The organism is Neoalteromonas facilis (assembly GCF_002807665.1).
Lineage (GTDB): Bacteria > Pseudomonadota > Gammaproteobacteria > Enterobacterales > Alteromonadaceae > Alteromonas_E > Alteromonas_E facilis.
This window is the reverse complement of sequence record NZ_PEAY01000002.1, coordinates 73,120-90,160: the sequence shown is the minus strand read 5'-3', so window position 1 is coordinate 90,160 and position 17,041 is coordinate 73,120. Positions and strand designations below refer to the sequence as shown.

General features: G+C 46.0%; 21 protein-coding genes. 6 read left to right on the top strand and 15 right to left on the bottom strand.

What is annotated here, in order from left to right:
- Window positions 1–23 precede the first annotated feature (23 nt).
- Window positions 24–230 (top strand): YheV family putative zinc ribbon protein, encoded by a 207-nt coding sequence (locus CSH93_RS06545; RefSeq protein ID WP_100642442.1) that lies wholly within the window; start codon window positions 24–26, stop codon window positions 228–230.
- On the opposite strand, the gene CSH93_RS06540 is transcribed toward CSH93_RS06545, so the two are convergent.
- The 5 genes from CSH93_RS06540 to bioH all read right to left on the bottom strand — a co-directional run bounded on the left by CSH93_RS06540 (window position 227) and on the right by bioH (window position 3,360).
- On the bottom strand, window positions 227–754 hold the full coding sequence (locus CSH93_RS06540; protein ID WP_164078310.1) for an RNA methyltransferase: 528 nt from the start codon (window positions 752–754) through the stop codon (window positions 227–229). The two genes, CSH93_RS06545 and CSH93_RS06540, sit on opposite strands and share 4 nt — an antisense overlap.
- Before the next feature lie 6 nt (window positions 755–760).
- Window positions 761–1,060 carry a hypothetical protein gene (locus CSH93_RS06535; RefSeq protein WP_100642441.1) on the bottom strand — a complete coding sequence of 100 codons (300 nt, stop codon included), beginning with the start codon at window positions 1,058–1,060 and terminating at the stop codon, window positions 761–763.
- A gap of 74 nt (window positions 1,061–1,134) precedes the next feature.
- Window positions 1,135–2,082: a putative metalloprotease CJM1_0395 family protein gene (locus CSH93_RS06530; RefSeq protein ID WP_100642440.1), complete on the bottom strand. Its 948-nt coding sequence runs from the start codon at window positions 2,080–2,082 to the stop codon at window positions 1,135–1,137.
- Window positions 2,083–2,093: 11 nt separating this feature from the next.
- On the bottom strand, window positions 2,094–2,429 hold the full coding sequence (locus CSH93_RS06525; RefSeq protein ID WP_100642439.1) for a hypothetical protein: 336 nt from the start codon (window positions 2,427–2,429) through the stop codon (window positions 2,094–2,096).
- A 109-nt stretch (window positions 2,430–2,538) separates the two neighbouring features.
- Window positions 2,539–3,360 carry a pimeloyl-ACP methyl ester esterase BioH gene (bioH, locus tag CSH93_RS06520; RefSeq protein WP_240615515.1) on the bottom strand — a complete coding sequence of 274 codons (822 nt, stop codon included), beginning with the start codon at window positions 3,358–3,360 and terminating at the stop codon, window positions 2,539–2,541.
- 17 nt (window positions 3,361–3,377) lie between these two features.
- On the opposite strand from bioH, the gene CSH93_RS06515 reads away from it, so the two are divergent.
- The gene (locus CSH93_RS06515) at window positions 3,378–4,085 is read left to right on the top strand and encodes a ComF family protein (RefSeq protein WP_100642438.1); all 708 of its coding nucleotides are present in this window, start codon (window positions 3,378–3,380) and stop codon (window positions 4,083–4,085) included.
- Here the strand turns inward: CSH93_RS06515 and CSH93_RS06510 are convergent.
- The gene (locus tag CSH93_RS06510) at window positions 4,068–6,665 is read right to left on the bottom strand and encodes a M14 metallopeptidase family protein (RefSeq protein WP_100642437.1); all 2,598 of its coding nucleotides are present in this window, start codon (window positions 6,663–6,665) and stop codon (window positions 4,068–4,070) included. The two genes, CSH93_RS06515 and CSH93_RS06510, sit on opposite strands and share 18 nt — an antisense overlap.
- A 171-nt stretch (window positions 6,666–6,836) precedes the next feature.
- On the opposite strand from CSH93_RS06510, the gene nfuA reads away from it, so the two are divergent.
- Both nfuA and CSH93_RS17825 read left to right on the top strand, forming a co-directional pair.
- Window positions 6,837–7,415, top strand: a complete 579-nt coding sequence (gene nfuA, locus CSH93_RS06505) for a Fe-S biogenesis protein NfuA (protein ID WP_100642436.1) — start codon at window positions 6,837–6,839, stop codon at window positions 7,413–7,415.
- A gap of 15 nt (window positions 7,416–7,430) precedes the next feature.
- Window positions 7,431–7,730, top strand: coding sequence for a hypothetical protein (locus CSH93_RS17825; RefSeq protein WP_124748947.1), 300 nt, complete (start codon window positions 7,431–7,433; stop codon window positions 7,728–7,730).
- Here CSH93_RS17825 and CSH93_RS06500 read toward each other — a convergent pair.
- Window positions 7,675–8,952 (bottom strand): MATE family efflux transporter, encoded by a 1,278-nt coding sequence (locus CSH93_RS06500; protein ID WP_100642795.1) that lies wholly within the window; start codon window positions 8,950–8,952, stop codon window positions 7,675–7,677. The two genes, CSH93_RS17825 and CSH93_RS06500, sit on opposite strands and share 56 nt — an antisense overlap.
- Window positions 8,953–9,100: 148 nt before the next feature.
- Here CSH93_RS06500 and CSH93_RS06495 point away from each other — a divergent pair, with 148 nt between their 5' ends.
- Window positions 9,101–10,174, top strand: coding sequence for a polysaccharide deacetylase family protein (locus CSH93_RS06495; protein ID WP_100642435.1), 1,074 nt, complete (start codon window positions 9,101–9,103; stop codon window positions 10,172–10,174).
- On the opposite strand, the gene CSH93_RS06490 is transcribed toward CSH93_RS06495, so the two are convergent.
- From CSH93_RS06490 to CSH93_RS06460, 7 genes are all read right to left on the bottom strand, one after another.
- Complete coding sequence (locus CSH93_RS06490) at window positions 10,171–11,304, bottom strand: TonB family protein (RefSeq protein ID WP_100642434.1); 1,134 nt, start codon at window positions 11,302–11,304, stop codon at window positions 10,171–10,173. The two genes, CSH93_RS06495 and CSH93_RS06490, sit on opposite strands and share 4 nt — an antisense overlap.
- 65 nt (window positions 11,305–11,369) lie before the next feature.
- On the bottom strand, window positions 11,370–11,978 hold the full coding sequence (locus tag CSH93_RS06485) for a GNAT family N-acetyltransferase (protein ID WP_100642433.1): 609 nt from the start codon (window positions 11,976–11,978) through the stop codon (window positions 11,370–11,372).
- 1 nt (window position 11,979) lies between these two features.
- On the bottom strand, window positions 11,980–12,660 hold the full coding sequence (locus CSH93_RS06480) for an SCO family protein (protein WP_100642432.1): 681 nt from the start codon (window positions 12,658–12,660) through the stop codon (window positions 11,980–11,982).
- On the bottom strand, window positions 12,657–13,583 hold the full coding sequence (gene cyoE, locus CSH93_RS06475) for a heme o synthase (RefSeq protein WP_100642431.1): 927 nt from the start codon (window positions 13,581–13,583) through the stop codon (window positions 12,657–12,659). The genes CSH93_RS06480 and cyoE overlap by 4 nt, the downstream gene beginning before the upstream one ends.
- 18 nt (window positions 13,584–13,601) lie before the next feature.
- On the bottom strand, window positions 13,602–14,579 hold the full coding sequence (locus CSH93_RS06470) for a COX15/CtaA family protein (RefSeq protein WP_100642430.1): 978 nt from the start codon (window positions 14,577–14,579) through the stop codon (window positions 13,602–13,604).
- An 11-nt stretch (window positions 14,580–14,590) separates the two neighbouring features.
- Window positions 14,591–15,154, bottom strand: a complete 564-nt coding sequence (locus CSH93_RS06465; protein ID WP_100642429.1) for a hypothetical protein — start codon at window positions 15,152–15,154, stop codon at window positions 14,591–14,593.
- Window positions 15,138–15,851, bottom strand: a complete 714-nt coding sequence (locus tag CSH93_RS06460) for an SURF1 family protein (protein WP_100642428.1) — start codon at window positions 15,849–15,851, stop codon at window positions 15,138–15,140. The genes CSH93_RS06465 and CSH93_RS06460 overlap by 17 nt, the downstream gene beginning before the upstream one ends.
- A gap of 19 nt (window positions 15,852–15,870) precedes the next feature.
- Here CSH93_RS06460 and CSH93_RS06455 point away from each other — a divergent pair, with 19 nt between their 5' ends.
- Complete coding sequence (locus tag CSH93_RS06455) at window positions 15,871–16,080, top strand: DUF2909 domain-containing protein (RefSeq protein ID WP_100642427.1); 210 nt, start codon at window positions 15,871–15,873, stop codon at window positions 16,078–16,080.
- A gap of 62 nt (window positions 16,081–16,142) precedes the next feature.
- Here CSH93_RS06455 and CSH93_RS06450 read toward each other — a convergent pair whose 3' ends face one another.
- Window positions 16,143–17,036 carry a cytochrome c oxidase subunit 3 gene (locus tag CSH93_RS06450; protein WP_100642426.1) on the bottom strand — a complete coding sequence of 298 codons (894 nt, stop codon included), beginning with the start codon at window positions 17,034–17,036 and terminating at the stop codon, window positions 16,143–16,145.
- Window positions 17,037–17,041: the final 5 nt, after the last annotated feature.

The following is a 17,041-nucleotide window of genomic DNA, read 5'->3' as shown; positions in this document are numbered from 1 at the left end:
CCTTTAATACTGGTTGGTTAACTATGTCACAAAGAAAACGAAAACGATTCATTGCTGGAGCGAAATGTCCTAAATGCGAGGCAATTGATACTTTGATGCTCTATTTCGAAAACAATGTCGAAAAAATGGAATGCGTAGCATGCGGCTTTCAACAATCGCAAACCGGGAGTGAGGTGAAACAAGCTGCCAAAGGTAACGGAGATGTTATCGGCGTATTCAAGCCGGACTAATCGACATCGAACTGTCGTACCCGGCTATTATTGTTGGTGTCACGCGCGGCGCGAATAAAAGCATCACCCGCATCGTAGTCACGTTTTGCCATGCGGTCATACAATACCACATTCGCAGTAGCAGCAAGATTCATACTCGAACGTGTTGGAATGTACACTACGTAGTCTGCCTGATCGATCACTTCTTGTGTTACCGAGCCATCTTCTGGACCAAAAACATAGTAAGCATTATCTGGATGCGTAAAAGCCGGTAGCGGCGCTGCCCCTTCCACCAGCTCAATAACCACTGATTTGGCCCCATTAGGCTTCATCGCCATAATGTCGTCGACGCCAATCGTAGGAACGTGCTGATGAGTGTTTTTAGTATCCGTATGAAACGCTTTGGCGTGACGAAAACGCTCTCCAGTGTAAAACACTGAGGTTGCGCCATAGCATCCGCATGCACGCAAAATCACCCCCACATTAGTAGCGGATTTCGGATTAATCAGACCTAAACTTACCCGGCTATTTTGTATATTGTGCATGCCTTGCTATCCCACCGATATCAATCCAAAGATAAACCCTGCGCCAAACGAAATAAGTTTGGCAAATAAAATAAACCAAATGCAATCCATAAGCTCAGCGTTCGTGGCGCGCGTCATCATAAAACAAAATGTCGCTATAGCGATCCAAAAACCGAAAACAGGAATAATGGTCAACGCCGTAATGATAATGACAATACCTAATAGCGGCTTGATCGAAACAGAAACGAAAGACAGCTTTGTCACAAAAAACAAGGCGACAGCAGTGATCAATATATCGAGATGATAAAAGTGACTGTGCACTTCCATGCAGGATTTCCAAACGGTATTTGATGTTGAAAAGGAAGTTTACGTGCTGCTACTGACAGGATGCAAGCGCAAACCTAAGCAATGGCGGAAAAGCCACCTTCCGCCGGCGTCACGATAGACAAATACCGGGACTGAATAACACTCACACGCTTCAATGTTCTTTCATCTTGCTGCAACGACTCGCGTTGTTGGCTAGTCAGCGATTCTCTATCGACCGCAGCACTCACGCCTAACCCTTGATTATCAAGCGTTCGTTGTGGGATAGATACATCAATGCCGTCAACAATATCAGCAAGCTCAGGCACGTTTGAAGCATTGCCTTCAGGGCTTTGTTGCGATGAAACCGCTTGTTGCGCCTCACTAGCGCGTTGCTGATTAATGTCATTGCGCGCTTCAAAAGCTTTTTGTGTTGCTTCGTTAGCAACCCTAAGATCTTGAGGAGAAGGCTCTGCTGGCGCTAAAGCTGCGGCTTTAACTTGCTGCATTTTTCTAAGCGTGGCCTCTGGAGAGCTTTCTTCACCAACATCAATCGAGACCTCGCCACCCACAGCATAGCGCTTACCATCTGGACCGGTTTCGTACTCGTAGCTTGGCGAGCCCGCATACTGTCCGCCAACGCTTGAATGTGCTTGTTCATGCGAACGCACTTCTCGATCACGCTGTTTCAGCTGCTGAACTTCTCGTTGTTCTTGTAGCTCTTGCTCTTCACGTTGACGATCTTCGGCGTTTTCCTTGCCGGCACTTTGATCATTCGCATTATCAAATGCCCCTTCACCCGTTGGCGCTTGAGAGCTTGCATTTGGATTCGGTTGCGGGCGTTCGTATACAACAGGCGCTGGGGTTTGTCCTGGATTTTTTAACCGATCAGATTCTGAACCTAAACCAGATTTGGCTTCGGAGTTTTCGTTTGCACTGGTTTGTGGGATGGTTTCACGCGCAAGGTTTTCCCGCCGAGCGGACTCGGTACTTAAGTTGGTATTGGTAAATACAATACCTGTAGGGATTGGCGTGACTATGTTCATCTATAAACGACTCAGGCGAAAATATCGATGATCCGACCCAAGGTTTCATCAGCACGATCAACGACCGAGGCTGACGCTTGAGCATTGCGCGCGTTTATCTGCAATGACAGAAGATCACTGGTTAAATCATTGCCGCCGGTTTGTGGCAATGAATTACGCAGATTAGTCAATTGCTGCTCAGCAGCATTTACCAATACACCTGCTGGCCCATTGTCGGCCACATCCTGTTGAGCTGTTCTTTGTGCAATATTCAATGACGCTTGAGTGACACCTTCAAACCCGCGTTGAATACCGAACTGGCCAGACAAAATGGCCGAATTTAAATTATAGCCTGTATCGATTGGCATACAATTACCCTCACACTACCTCTATTTCATTATCACTCAAATTGTTCAATTTTTGAACCCTTTGGCGAGTCTATTTAGCTATCAAGGCGTGTGTTGATATAACTGCTGGCTATAATGTTTGGCAAAAATCTTTGAGCGCCGTTACCCACATAGATCGGTGAGATATGAATGGTGCGTGGGCAGCGTGCGGAAAAATTTGACTGATGCTATGAGGTTGTAACGCTTGGATCCGCTCAACCCCATCAATAGGTACCAAAGAGTCTAGTCGACCATACAAGCGCAGGGTTGGACAGCCGATTTGGCTAATGCGGTCGCGCAGGTCCACTGTAGACAGAAGATTGAGCCCGTCCATCAGAGCAACATGCGATGGCTGAGGGTACTCATTAATGCTGTGTTGTATCGCTTTGATGTCACTTTTAGCGCTAGGGCTGCCCAACGCTTGGATAGCCAAGAAACGCGCCAGTGTCTTGCCAAAATCAAACTCTAATTGCTTTTCAAACGCGGCTAAAACAGGACGCTTGATACCGTGCCAATCATCCCTTTCGGCAAAACAGGGCGTAGAAGCCAGCGAAATAAGCCCTTTCAGTTTTACCTTATTCTCGATGGCAATGTGCTGTGCGATGAGCCCCCCCATCGACCACCCGAGTAAAATACTGTCTTGCGGCACACAAGGGGCAAGCATATTGGCTATATTCTCTAACGAGTAGTCTTCAGGCAGAGTCTCTGCGTTTATGCCAAAACCAGGTAGATCGACCGTCACGACATCAAAATCTGTCACCAAATCACATATAGCTTCCTGCCATACACCGCTATTAAGCCCCCACCCATGTAGCAGTACTAGAGTCGGTAAAGCATTATCGCTGTCTAGCCTATGAGTACAGCTGATTAACGGCGACTCAACATGTGAAACTGTTTGCGTGGAATACTTCACGGAGACCTCAAACGATTATGCGAAAACATTGGGTGGATTCAATTCGCTGGGGATTATCACATGTTTTCTCGCCGCCGTGTATCGCGTGCAAGCATATGACGATAAAACAGCCGTGTGACCAATGTTTAGCCAACCTCGACCTTTTTACACCGGAACAGTTTCACTATGATCTGCGCCGCTGGCCTCGAGTAATGCAAGCCTTGAAACCCTTTGATCTGGCAAGGCTTCAGGTGGCTGGGCCTTATGAGTATCCCTTGAACATTTGGATAGCAAAACTAAAATTTAAGCGCCAACTCCAGTTCGTTGAGCCACTCGCCAGGGTATTCAAACGTAGTTTACGAGGCCGCGAAAATGACCTACCGCAGGCATTGATCCCTGCTCCCCTGCACTATGCGCGCTATCTTGATAGGCAATTCAATCAAACAAGAGAGCTTGCTGTCAGTTTATCTAACCGGCTATCCATTCCAGTATTAGATAAGCATTTAAGTAAGCTCCACAACTCTGCGCCACAAAGCTCACTGAATCGTCAGCAACGAATGAACAACCTCAATACTGGTTTCCATTGTTCTCCATTGCCTCAGCATATTTCACATATCGCGATATTGGACGATGTCATAACAACCGGCAGTACCATGCAAGCGATGATCAATGCAGTGCGATTGAACAACCCCAATGTTGTCATTGAGGCTTGGTCAATCGCGTTGACATTACCGCGCGTTGATTAACTCAGCCATGTAAATTGCGTTCGCGAACACTTTACTGGTGCCATACCAATAACCACGGAAATTAAGATTGTCAGCAAAACCAATCACACGCCCTTGCCCTACTCTGTGCGCCACAGCCGCTGGTGTTTGTGCAATTAGCTCTGCAAGTTTGGTATCTGCATATCCAGATGCCAACGGTTGCTCTGTATAACTAAATGGTACGGTAAACGGCGCATTCGCCGCCTTTATTACTGCGTTATTCGTTTTGAACATCGGCAACATCGCGTCATCAAGGCCGAATGCCAGAGGATGCGTTAAATCTGCATCAGTAAGAAACACCGTCCCTGCAATTAGCTTCTTGGCACTCAATGCATCACGGTCGCCATAGCGCAGATTCTTAGTTGAAAACAGTTTATCGACTTCAGTGGCTGGCATCATGTCTGCATTTAGCCAATTTTGTTCTATCAAAAATTCCATGCCGCCTTTTTGGCCAATCAAAATGCCACCCGATTTGACCCAGCGCGCGATAGCCTCAACGGCTTTGCTAGGCATATCATTGTAGTTGCCATTTGCCAGAACGATATGGCTATATTGACTTAGGTCTACCTGACCCATACGCCACAGCTCAATAATCGAGGCTGGCATTTGCATACGCGTATCAATGTAATGCCAAATTTCACCTACCTCGTATTGAGAGGTTCCCCTGCCACCAACAATAGCAATCGACGGAGTGTCAACCGGTATGAGCTGTCGAGATCCCAAATCGATTCCGTTGGGCGTTAAGCCAGAGCGAATGGCAAATACTGGTACAGAGTATGTTTCAACAACTTGCTCAAGTAACTGAATAAGTTCATCTGGTTGTTTGAGTGCCTGTGGAATCACTATCGTGCCAGCAGCAAATGCCTTCTGTTCACCATCGGTTAGCGCAGTAAAACCATCTCCAGCCACACGGACAGAAACCCCGTTTTGTAACAAGGAAGACAATATCGCTGGTGCATTGTAATGGTGCCATTCAATCGCATAGGCATACGCGTCTGGTGAAACCGCTTTAACAGGGGCGACTTGAGGGCTATCGGTAAGTTTTAAACGCCTGCGTTGTCCCGAATCCACAGCGGTGAAATCCAGATCAAATGCATAGGGTAGATTCCAACTCGACACGTCATAAAAAGTGTTATCTGCAAAGCTTGTCTGCGTCGAAAACATAGACGTTAGCAGTCTGTATTGTGCCTGTTCAGTCGGCACAAAAACGCTGCCTGCAGGATAGGTAGCACCTTCGATGCTATAGCTTTCAGACAAGTATGCAAATGATATTTGATGACGCGCCAACAAGTCAGTAAGTACTTGCATACGTTTACTGTCATTATTGTTCTCAATTAAATAACCGCTTTTCTTATCTTGTTTTGCCAACGCTTGCGTATCAGCATGGAATTGTTGCTGGTATTGCAAGATCGCTTGCTTGTTTGCCATCGCACCGGCAAAGGTCGATAGCGTTGTTGTTACCTGATTCTGAATAGTCTGCTCAAACGCTAACTCACCATTGATAGTTTCCTGCAAATGACCACGACTACTTGCTTGTTCAAACAAAATGCCAATACTGCCATGGGCATCTGGGTAAGTTGAGCCTTTGCCATAATAGAAATCATCGAAACCCTCTTCAGTGAAGTACAGCACTTTGTTCTCGTCTAACGCGGCCGCATGAAATTCGGCAAGCGCTTCCGTTAAGGTCACGTTTGATTGTGGGGTCATGGGATTTTTGCGGCTTGGAATTCCAGGTTGAAAGAAATAGGTGCTGTCTGGGCCCATTTCATGGAAATCCGTCAAAATATGCGGGCGCCATGCGTGATATTGCGCTATACGAGCGCGTGATTCTGGATGCGTCAGCAACAACCAGTCACGGTTTAAATCGAACCAATAATGATTTGTGCGACCTGACGGCCAACCTTCTTGGTGTTCACGGTGGTCACGATCAGCATTTAGCGCTTTACCGCGGTGCATATTGGCCCACTGAGCAAAGCGAGACAAACCATCTGGATTCAACGAAGGATCAAGCAGAACAACATTCGACTGCAATAGTGCTTGTACTTCTTCACTTTGTGCTGCAGCCAAATAATAGGCGATCAACATAGACGCATTCGCACCTGATGGCTCATTGCCGTGAACGCTATAGCCCATATACAGCACCAATGGAGCATCAGCAGACGGTTTTTCACCGGCTAACAATGTTTGCACATGCGTTTTTTGGATATCTCCAATACGTACTTGGTTTTCAGGAGCTGAGATGGTCAGCAACAACAGCGGGCGATTTTCATGCGTACGCCCTGTTTCCTGAATAGACACGCGATCTGACGCCTTCGCCAATGCGTGCATGTAGGCGACGAGTTGATCATGGCGTACATGCCACTCACCCACTTCAGCACCTAAGACGCTTGAAGGTAACGGAATAGAAGGATCGAAATTGATGCCTTTAGGTAAGTAGTCATGCGCAGGCTTCCCTGCGTAAGCTGCACCGGCCAGAACGATTGACATCACAATCGAAAATAGCCCTAAAGAACGACGAATAAAAGCATTGCAGTACTGCTGATTGATTAAAAGCTTGCTCATATTTCCCCTTACAATAGTTGTTTATGCCCACGCGCTCGCTGAGCCAATGTTCTTCACGATAACGTATTTCACTAAATAAGTATAAATATTGCTAAAAACCCTAATACTTGAGTGTTTTACTAGGGTAATTTTGTTGATACAATTGCGAAATGCGATTTAAAGGTTGTAATTATGATCACAATTTCTGAACAAGCCCAAGAGCACTTCGTTAAGCTGCTTTCTAAACAGGCCGAAGGCACTAACATACGGGTTTTTGTCGTTAATCCTGGCACTTCAACCGCCGAGTGTGGTGTTTCCTATTGCCCGCCAGATGCTGTAGAAGACAATGATATCAGACTAAACTTCAATGGCTTTGATGCCGTGGTGGATGAAGAAAGTGCACCTTTTTTAGAAGAAGCAGAAATTGACTTTGTCACTGACCAAATGGGTTCACAGCTCACCTTAAAAGCGCCAAATGCAAAAGCGCGAAAGTTGGATGATGATGCGCCTCTGGTTGAACGTATTAACTATATGATTGAAACAGAAATCAACCCAAATCTAGCGAGTCATGGTGGCAAAGTATCACTGATGGAAGTCACTGAAGCGGGTATCGCTGTACTTCAATTCGGAGGTGGTTGTAACGGATGTTCAATGGTTGATGTCACGCTAAAAGATGGCATCGAAAAACAAATGTTAGCGCAGTTTTCGGGCGAACTTACAGGCGTTAAAGATGCCACCGAACACCAAGCAGGTGAACATTCTTACTACTAATCTGTTGTATCCATCATGCCATCCTTAAAGCGCGTGCTCTATACTGCTGGACAAAATCCCACTCGCAGTTGGGCACGCTTCAGGCTGGGGCTCGCGTTATTTGTTTTTGGACTGCTTTTACTGCTAAGCGTTGCCGGAGACTACTTCACACTTAATGCTGTAGCCCTAGTCATACTGTTCATTGGATTTGTGTTTGCGATGTGGGGCTATTGGGGAATGTTTGCCAATCGCTTTGCGCGCGTCATCGAACAGCGCGAGATTAATCGAGCAAACGACCCTTTTGCTGAGCATAAAGATAAGCCCCACCAAGACTAGCCCCTCGCGCTGCGAGAAACAGCAGAAATGCCAGCCATAATGCCCAGTTGTTCATGCTCTGTAGTAACCACCATGCTGGAAAGAATACCCCCAATGCGCTAAACATCATGGTATTTCGCATGGCCTGTGCTTGGCTCAATCCAACAAATACACCGTCAAACAGAAAACACCAGTGCGCGACAAGCGGTAGAACGATAATCAGTGGTAAGTACGGACTTGCTGCTAAGACCAATTCAGATTTGTTTGTTAACAAGCTCAAAATCAGCTCCCCTGCGATCCAGAAAAATCCGCTGTAAGCCACGGCAAATAGACTCGACCAAAAGAGCCCTCGTTGTGTATGTTGATTCACTTCAATTACCTGACGCTGTCCCTTCGCTTCTCCCACAAGCGCCTCAACGGCATACGCTATGCCATCCAGCCCCAACGAAATAAGTACAAAAAATTGCATTAAAATGGCATTCACGGCCGCCGTTTGAGCGCCTAAGCGAGCGCCTTGGAAAGTGATAAATGCCAAGCAGAGTTGCAGCATTAAGTTGCGAATGAACATAGCTGTATTCAGCGACAATACCTGCAAACACTCGGTGCGCGAAAACCAATGCCATTTAGGTTTGAATACGTTAAGAGGTTTTACTGCCAAATATGCGCCCCAAAACGCCATAACGTACTCTGAAGTAACCGTCGCAGCCGCAACCCCTATCACGTTTAAATCAAGCATAAATACGTAGACGAGATTCAACACAATGTTGATAAGGTTACCTGCCACTTGGATCATCAGTACCGCTGAGGTCCGCTGCTGCCCAATTAGCCAACCCACTAGCACCAAATTCAACAAGGCGGCCGGCGCGCCGAAGACGCGTACAGACAAGTATTCCGCAATAAACTGATTGGTTAGGGTATCGGTTTGCGCGATGGCTTGTGTCACCCCGATAACCCAGGGAATAAGCAAACCTGCCACAAGCGCTAATAGTAACGCCATTGCTCCCGCTTGGGCTAACGGCTTTGCATACGTATCGGGCTGAGTTGCATCCTTGTGCCAACGCCCCAACATTTGTGCACTTAAGCCGGTCACTGACATACGAAGGAATCCACACACCCAATATATTTGCGTGATCACTAGTGCACCAATTGATGCCCCTGCTAATGCTTCAACAGTCGGCAGATGTCCTAACACAGCAGTATCAACCAGCCCTAACAACGGCGTAGTGATATTGGCAATGATCATTGGGATAGCGAGTGTTAATAAACGCTTATGTGACTGAAAAGTGCGTTCGGTCAAAAGAGAAACGGTTCCAGCAGTTTACGACAAAGGATAGAATACCTTAATCAAGCAGTAATTCCTTTATCACTGTGTAACGCTACTGAGGAAAACCATGAGAAAACCGTCCTTTCCTGCGATATTTGTTTGTTGTTTAACCCTGATGCTGTCATGCAGTACGTGGGTTTATGCTACGACATCACCTATCGACAACTCGCGTGCGGTTATTCTACTGTATCATCACGTATCTACGCAGACGCCGCCGTCGACCAGCATATCACCACAACAATTTGCACAACATTTAAACTACCTCAATCAGCATCATCAAGTTATCTCATTGGTTGACGCGATGACTGCCATTCGCCAACAACAACCGTTACCTGACAAGAGTGTTGTCATCACCTTTGATGACGGTTATCGCAACATTCTTGAAAACGCGCACCCTTTGCTTATGCAATATAAAATGCCGTATACAATATTTGTAAACCCAGGCGTAGTCGGTGAACAGGCTGGTCATTTAACTTGGCAGGAAATGCAGCAAATGTCGGACGACGGTGTGCTATTTGCCAATCATAGTTTGCGCCATAACCATTTGCTCACCCGAAATGAAGCAGAAGATGAAAAGCAATGGTTAACGCGCACCGTCGCAGATATTGAACAAGCAGAGGAAATGCTCGCCGAGCAATTGGGTTATTCGCTACGGTATGTGGCATACCCATTTGGTGAATATAACCTTGCGCTGAAAGACGCATTACAAGCAAAAGGCTATATTGGTTTTGGTCAACAATCTGGAGCAGTAGGTGCTCGCTCAGATTTCGGGGCTATACCGCGCTTTCCAGCAGCTGGCATCTACGCCAACTTGAACACCTTAAAAACGAAGATGAGCAGTTTGCCTCTTGCGCTCATAGAGGACGCAATAGATCCCATGCAGTCACTGGGCGCTTCGCCACAAGTAATGCTTAAACCCGCGAATCAAGCGATTAAACCGGCAAGCATTACGTGTTTTTACAATAACAGTCCGATTGAAGTGAACCGTCACGAGAAATCAATCTCATTTACGCTACCGACTCCCCTTGGTGCCGGCAGAAGTCGTGTCAATTGCACCGCGCCAAGCGGACTCGCTGGACGCTTTTACTGGTACTCGCAACCATTCTTTGTAGCCGATAAAAACGGTCTCTACCCTGATTAGCGACGTATATAAAAGTCCATTTGTACGTATCGATTATTGGCCACCTGAGCTTCACCGTTAATAAACTTGGGTGCATAACGCCATTGTTTTAGTGCTTCCACGCTAGCGTCGCCAAAACTGTTGCCACCCTGAACTTCCATGATGCGCGGATTGATCACGAAGCCGTATTCATCAATATCAAATTCAATCTTGGCAAACCCTTCTCGGCCTGCTCGCGCGTAATTCACCGGGTACTTAGGATTCGTTCGGAAAATGGGCTTAGGCTCAAGAATATTCTCATCCCAAGGCGTCATTCTGCCGATTGCCACACAGTGTGCGGTGGCTTTATCCGACTCCCCCTTACGTTCAAAAATGTCCACCAGATTAGCGTGCGCTGTCAGTGCCCATGGATGGCTGTAATTGAGATTATCGTCGAGTACTTCCACAATGGCTTCGTACTGCTGAGCCGCAGCATCAAGTCGCTTTGCATTTTTATACAGCTTGGCTAAATAAAATTGACTTTCCACTAAGCGTTGATCGGTAGCCCCAAAACTCTGCTCCATGATCTCGACCGCTTGCTCTGCGAATCCAATCGTTTTTCGCAAGGTTGAAAATGCAGTATTAGAACGTTGCAAGATGGACACTAACCCATAGTGATAAAATGCTGATTTATCAGGTTGTTGTGCTGACAATTCTTCAACCTGGCGTATCAGGTCTTTGATTATGTTGCGCTTCGCTTTGGCAAAATCACTATCGTCTCGCGCAAGAATGGTTGCCACATAATAACGTTCAATACGCACCGGAAATACCGAAGCGGCATCCTCACCGTCGCGTTTCGCAAACGCCTCTTCTACTGCCTGATATTCTGCATATGCCTCTTTGTGCTGCTTGGTCTGTTGTAACATGTTGGCATAGTTAAAACGCAAATTAAGGTAATTGTCTGTGTTTTCTTTAAACTGCTTACCGCCCAACTCAAGGGCTTGCTGTGACAAGGATAGCGCTGTTGTATAGTCTTCTTGTTTGAACGCCTCTAAATAAGCGTTGTAAACACTTGAGAAGTCTTCAGATGCGAATGAAAAGGTCGAACCAAACAGAATCGGCGACAAAATGATTGGCAATATTGAACGCTTCAATGCGCGTAAAGACAGCATATTAATTCCTTTTAAATAGATAGATGTTTCAAATCGAGCTATACGAAAAAATAACCACAGGTAAATTATGTGTCAAGTTTACCTGAGAGTACCTTTTGATAACGTTGATAGCGCCCTGATAGAGAGTTTCCAACAATGGTAAAACCCGCGTTTAGGTAACACTGGATAGCGGCCTGATTATGTTGCTCTACATCTATCACCAGTTCATCTTTACTCATCTTAGCACCTAACGTTTCGGCGTGTTGAATGAGCATTGATGCCAATCCTTGCCGCTGTGCTCTTGGCGCTACACTGACATGGCCCAATGCAATCTGATGCACCTTGGGGTGCTTGATTTCAGCGCTATACACTTCATTGCGTTTGAGAATGTCTTTGGCTTTTGCAAGGCCAAAATACGCCACTATTTGTGCCAACGTTGCCTGATCAAAGTCAGTGGGTAATTGGTTATGCCACACGCAAGCACAGGCAACAACAGACATTGCGTCACGGATCACGAAATGATTCGCGTAACCAAATTGTCCAGCCGGTTCATTGAAGCAAAATGCCAAAAAGTCACGCGCTAAGGTCTCATCGCCATCACCAAACAGCTCGCTCAACATTAAAGGAGCTGCGGCAAAAACAAGCTCAGCCAATGCCGGTGCATCAGATGATTTAGCACATGTTATTGGCGCCATTTTAGTGAACCGGTTTCTGCCCGCTTTGCATGATAATGGGCAAATCCGCAAGGATCTGCGCGGTATCGCTGATCGCAAGTTCACCAGGCTTATGCTGAGGCTTAAAGCGACCTATCACTTGGGCTTTCGGATTGATCACGACAATCGATGCACTGTGATCAACAAGGTAGTTAGGGTTATCGGTGCTTTCGGTCATGGAATACATCATACCCATGCTGCGAACCAACGGGAAAAGTTGAGCATGTTCGCCTGTCATACCTATAAACTGGTCATTAAAAAAGGTCATATATTGGTTTAAACGTTCAATCGTATCCCTGTTTGGGTCAACCGATAAAAACACGACCTGCAACGGCTCGCTAGCACTTTCAATCAACTTGGGGTAGGCGCTATTAACCGCTGCTAATGTGGTGGGACAAATATCTGGGCAATAGGTATAGCCTACAAATAGCAAAGTCCATTTGTTCAAAAACATAGCTTTAGTAGCCGGTTCACCCAGATGATTGGTCAGTGAAAAGTCCACTAACTCTCTTGGCTGTGGATATTGTTGCAAGTACTGGGTTGCAAGCTCATTCGAGGCTGAAGAAGCGGTATCAGATCCCGGTGGCGCAATAACAATTGCAGCATAAATGCCACCAATGAGCGCCAACAATGCGATGACGCCCGTTATAGTTTTTTGATTCATAGAGACAATGGAATGTAGTGATCAACCAATAGTACAACGAACAATATCATAAGATGGATGATTGAAAACTTGAATGTTTGCATCGCGGTTTGGCTATCACTGGCAAACTTCAATTTCCACGCGTAATACATAAAACCAGCGTTTAAAAGACTAGAGCCCACAAGGTATATCAGACCCGTCATACCAACCAAGAACGGCAACAAACAAACTAAACAGAGTAAAACGGTGTACAACAAAACAGACGTTTTGGTGAACGAAATCCCATGAGTCACTGGTAACATGGGTATTTCAGCCTTGGCGTAGTCTTTTTCTCTATGAATGGCCAGCGCCCAGAAATGAGGCGGTGTCCAGGTAAAAATAATCAGCACTAACAATAATGCATGTGCGTGGATTTCACCGGTAACGGCTGTCCAGCCCAATAACGGAGGCGCAGCACCTGCAAGACCACCAATCACAATATTTTGTGGCGTTGCGCGCTTTAAGAACATGGTATACACCACGGCATAACCTAATAAGCTAGCAAAAGTTAACCACGCGGTTAATGCATTAACCCATACAAAAAGTGTCGCCATGCCGATAATGGTCAAAACCAAGGAGAAAGTTAATGCGCGTGCGATTGACACTTTCCCGCGCGCGACAGGTCGATTGAACGTACGCGCCATTTGACTATCAATACGATGATCAACTACGTGATTCACAACCGCCGCAGCGGAAGATAAAAATCCAATACCCACCAAGCCTGCAATCAAGGTTTGCCATGCAATCCATGTATCACTCGCCAAACACATACCGACCAGTGCCGTTAGCAATAACAGCATAACCACACGCGGTTTAGTTAATTCATAATAGTCACGCCAACTCGCTTGCTGATGCTGAGTTGCTGACTTTTTGGAAGCATTTTCAATTGAGATAGAACGAGCCACAAAAATCTCCTGAGAAACCTATATCTTGCGATAAAGCGTGTAGGTGAGCATCACCATGACTAACAATAAACACGCCGCTACTGCGTTGTGCGCAACAGCGACTGTCAATGGCAAACTGAATACGATGTTGCTAACGCCAAGCAACACTTGTGCACCAAGCACACACACCATCAAAACCACTAAGCTTTTGATCATGCTTGAAGACGCGCGCTTATATAACGCTACCGCGAGCCAACATAAATACAAGAAAGTCACCACAGCACCAATACGATGCATGATGTGCATTGTCATACGCTCACCATAATCGTGAGCACCAAATTCGTAATTGTCAGCCGGTGGAATAGTGTAGGCGCCGACAAAATCTAAACGTTGAGTCCAATCACCTTCACATAGCGGGAACTCAGTACAGGCTAATGCCGCATAGTTTGCTGACGTCCATCCACCGAGCGCAATCTGACACACCAAAATAAATACGCCTAACGCGGCAAATTTAGCCAACGGTTTAAGGTGAGGATCACCGCCTGGAATGCGATAAGGGGTTAAGCGTAAGAGCAGCAGGAATAAGCACGAAAGAACCGTAAAGCCGCCGAGTAAATGCCCCATCACGACTGCGGGTAACAAGTTTAGCGTTACCGTCCACATGCCCAGCATTCCTTGGAATATCACCAGCAATACAAGGAAAATGGGTAGCTTTAGGGGTCGATTAAAATTACGTTTGATGAAAGCGATGGCTGCAATTATGACGATGAAAAAGCCAAGAGTGGCAGCGAAATAGCGGTGTACCATTTCATTCCAAGCTTTTTCAGCTTCTACCGGTCTATCAGGATAGGCAGCATTCGCAGCTTCGACATGCATATCGCTCTGAGGCACAGTGAAATGCCCATAACATCCGGGCCAATCAGGGCAACCTAAGCCGGCATCAGTCAGTCGGGTATAAGCACCCAATACAATGACCACTAACGCAAGCAGTATGCTCGCTAGTACCAGCTTTTTCATTCCATTTTCCCCTAACCAATCCGGGATAATTTCAGCATTTTGCGTAAATCGGCCAAAATATCTCGGCTGTGCATGACAGCTTCTTGTTTTTCTTGTTGCAATGGATAACGCAACATCGCGTTATTCAAAGTGTCTACTAGGAAAATACCACTTGCGGACAAATCTTTAAACACCTTATTAACATTTTGCTGATTTACCGTTAACAGAGTGACGTGTTTTTGTTCTTTTAGTGCTGCTACTTTTGCTGCATCGCTCACTTCTGTCACAACGACCGTGGCTTGTGCACGGTCAGATTCTCGCCCTAAAGCTACCCAAACCTGCTCTATACTATAAAGCGCATTTTCACATTCCACACTGCACTCAGAAGGGAGCACATATAGGATCCGCCAGCTTGGCTCGCTCTCTGTTAGCATTTCGCTCATATCAATGGGCGTTTTCAGTAGCTCACCACGATTAGTAGCACCTCGATTAAACCAATCATTATCAAGCGCGAGTTTGGCCAAGATCACGGGTAAAACGAAAACAACAACAAGTAAAAAAACCGTTACTTTGTTTGATTTAGTCACTGCTAGCATTCCTTTTAAATAATGCGATAAAAAATATAACCACAGCGGCAATGGCTAGTCCAAACCATTGCAACGCATAACCTAAATGTTTTTCTGGAGACATCACCACAGGCTGCCAATTACGTACAAACTGAGGCGTTTGATTGTCTAAAGCGATATAAAATGGGTGTAACTCGGTATTTAACATGCCACTCAAAAGGGCCATATCGATTTGCTGCACCACCAGCGGAAAATCCGCATACGCTTGGGCAGTCTCACGAATAATCGGATTTAAGTTGGGCTCAACGATATTACCGTTGAACTCCGTTAAGCTTGTGGGTAGTTCAACTGCAGGCAATTCAGCACGAGTGGCTCCGCCTTTTATCCAACCAAAATTGAGCAGTACTTGACCAATAGCGGTATCGGCAATGGCGAATACTTCATAACCCACCATGCCATCGACTACCCGATTATCAAGGTATAGTAGACGCGCAGTATCAATTGTGGCTGCAAAACTGACTGGCACATCGGCCACGGCATCGCCTTGCACGAAAGCGCTGTGTAAATTCAACGTGCTGCGATCCGTGCGCTGCTCTAATTGAGTCAAGCGTTGCTGCTTTTCATGCATACGTTCCAATTGCCAGAATCCCAATCTGGCAAGGATGACAACTGCAATAAATGTCACTACAGTAGCTATCCAAGGAAAGCGTTTTTTACCAGTACTCATTCTTCAACCTGGAATTCACATGATAATTAAAATAATACTTTGCGGCCTATTACTCTACATGATTTATAACTTATTTCTGGCCATGAAAGTCATGATGAATCATGACCCTGACGGTGAACCAATGAGTAAATATATCGGTCGGCGTGTGATGACGTCTGTCATCATTGTTGTGATCATTTTATTGGCTTTGGCAACAGGCCTGATTACACCAAACCCAAGACCTTACTAACCCCCAAAATTAACAGAGCCGGCAAAAGCGGCTCTGTTCGGTTCACTGTTACTAATCTACGCTTACAATATGTAAACGAAAATAAATAGCATTACCCAAACCACGTCAACAAAGTGCCAGTACCAGCTACCTGCCTGGAATGCAAAGTGCTCTTTGGGCGTAAAGTGCCCTTTGAGTACGCGCAAGTACAATACAATCAAAATTATCGTACCAAGCGTTACGTGCATACCGTGGAAACCTGTCAGCAAGAAGAACGTGTTACCGTATATGCCGCTGTCTAACTTCAGACCCAAATCATTGTAAGCATGAATATATTCATATGCTTGCAGACCTAAAAAGGTAACACCGAGCAGGATAGTGACAAGTAACATCAAGTTCAGCTGTCCACGCTTGTTTTGTTCCAAGCCCACATGAGCAAAATGCAATGTTACTGACGATATCAATAAGATAATCGTATTGTAGGTCGCAAGGCCTTGCCACGGCATAGCGGTAGTTTCTGTTCCACCCGGCGTATTCACTAGTGGCCACATCGCTTCGAACGTTGGCCACAATACTTCATTTGTCATAACGTTGTTAGATGCGCCGCCTAGCCATGGCACCGCAATCGTACGGGCATAGAACAACGCACCAAAGAACGCGGCGAAGAACATAACCTCAGAGAAAATAAACCACATCATGCCCTGACGGTAAGAGCGTCCAAGCTGAGCTGAATATAAACCGCCCATGGACTCGTCGATTTGGTTCTTGAACCAACCAAATAACATGACAACCAACGTTATCAGACCCGCAGACAATACGTAGCCGCCGATCCCCGGTTTACCTTTTGTGACCTCGATAACGTAATTCCCTGCACCAACGGCAATTAAGAATAACGCGACCGCGCCCACTATGGGCCAAATGCTCTGTTCAGGCACATAGTACTTTTCATATTGCGTCGGCGTATCTTGCTGAGACATGGTTT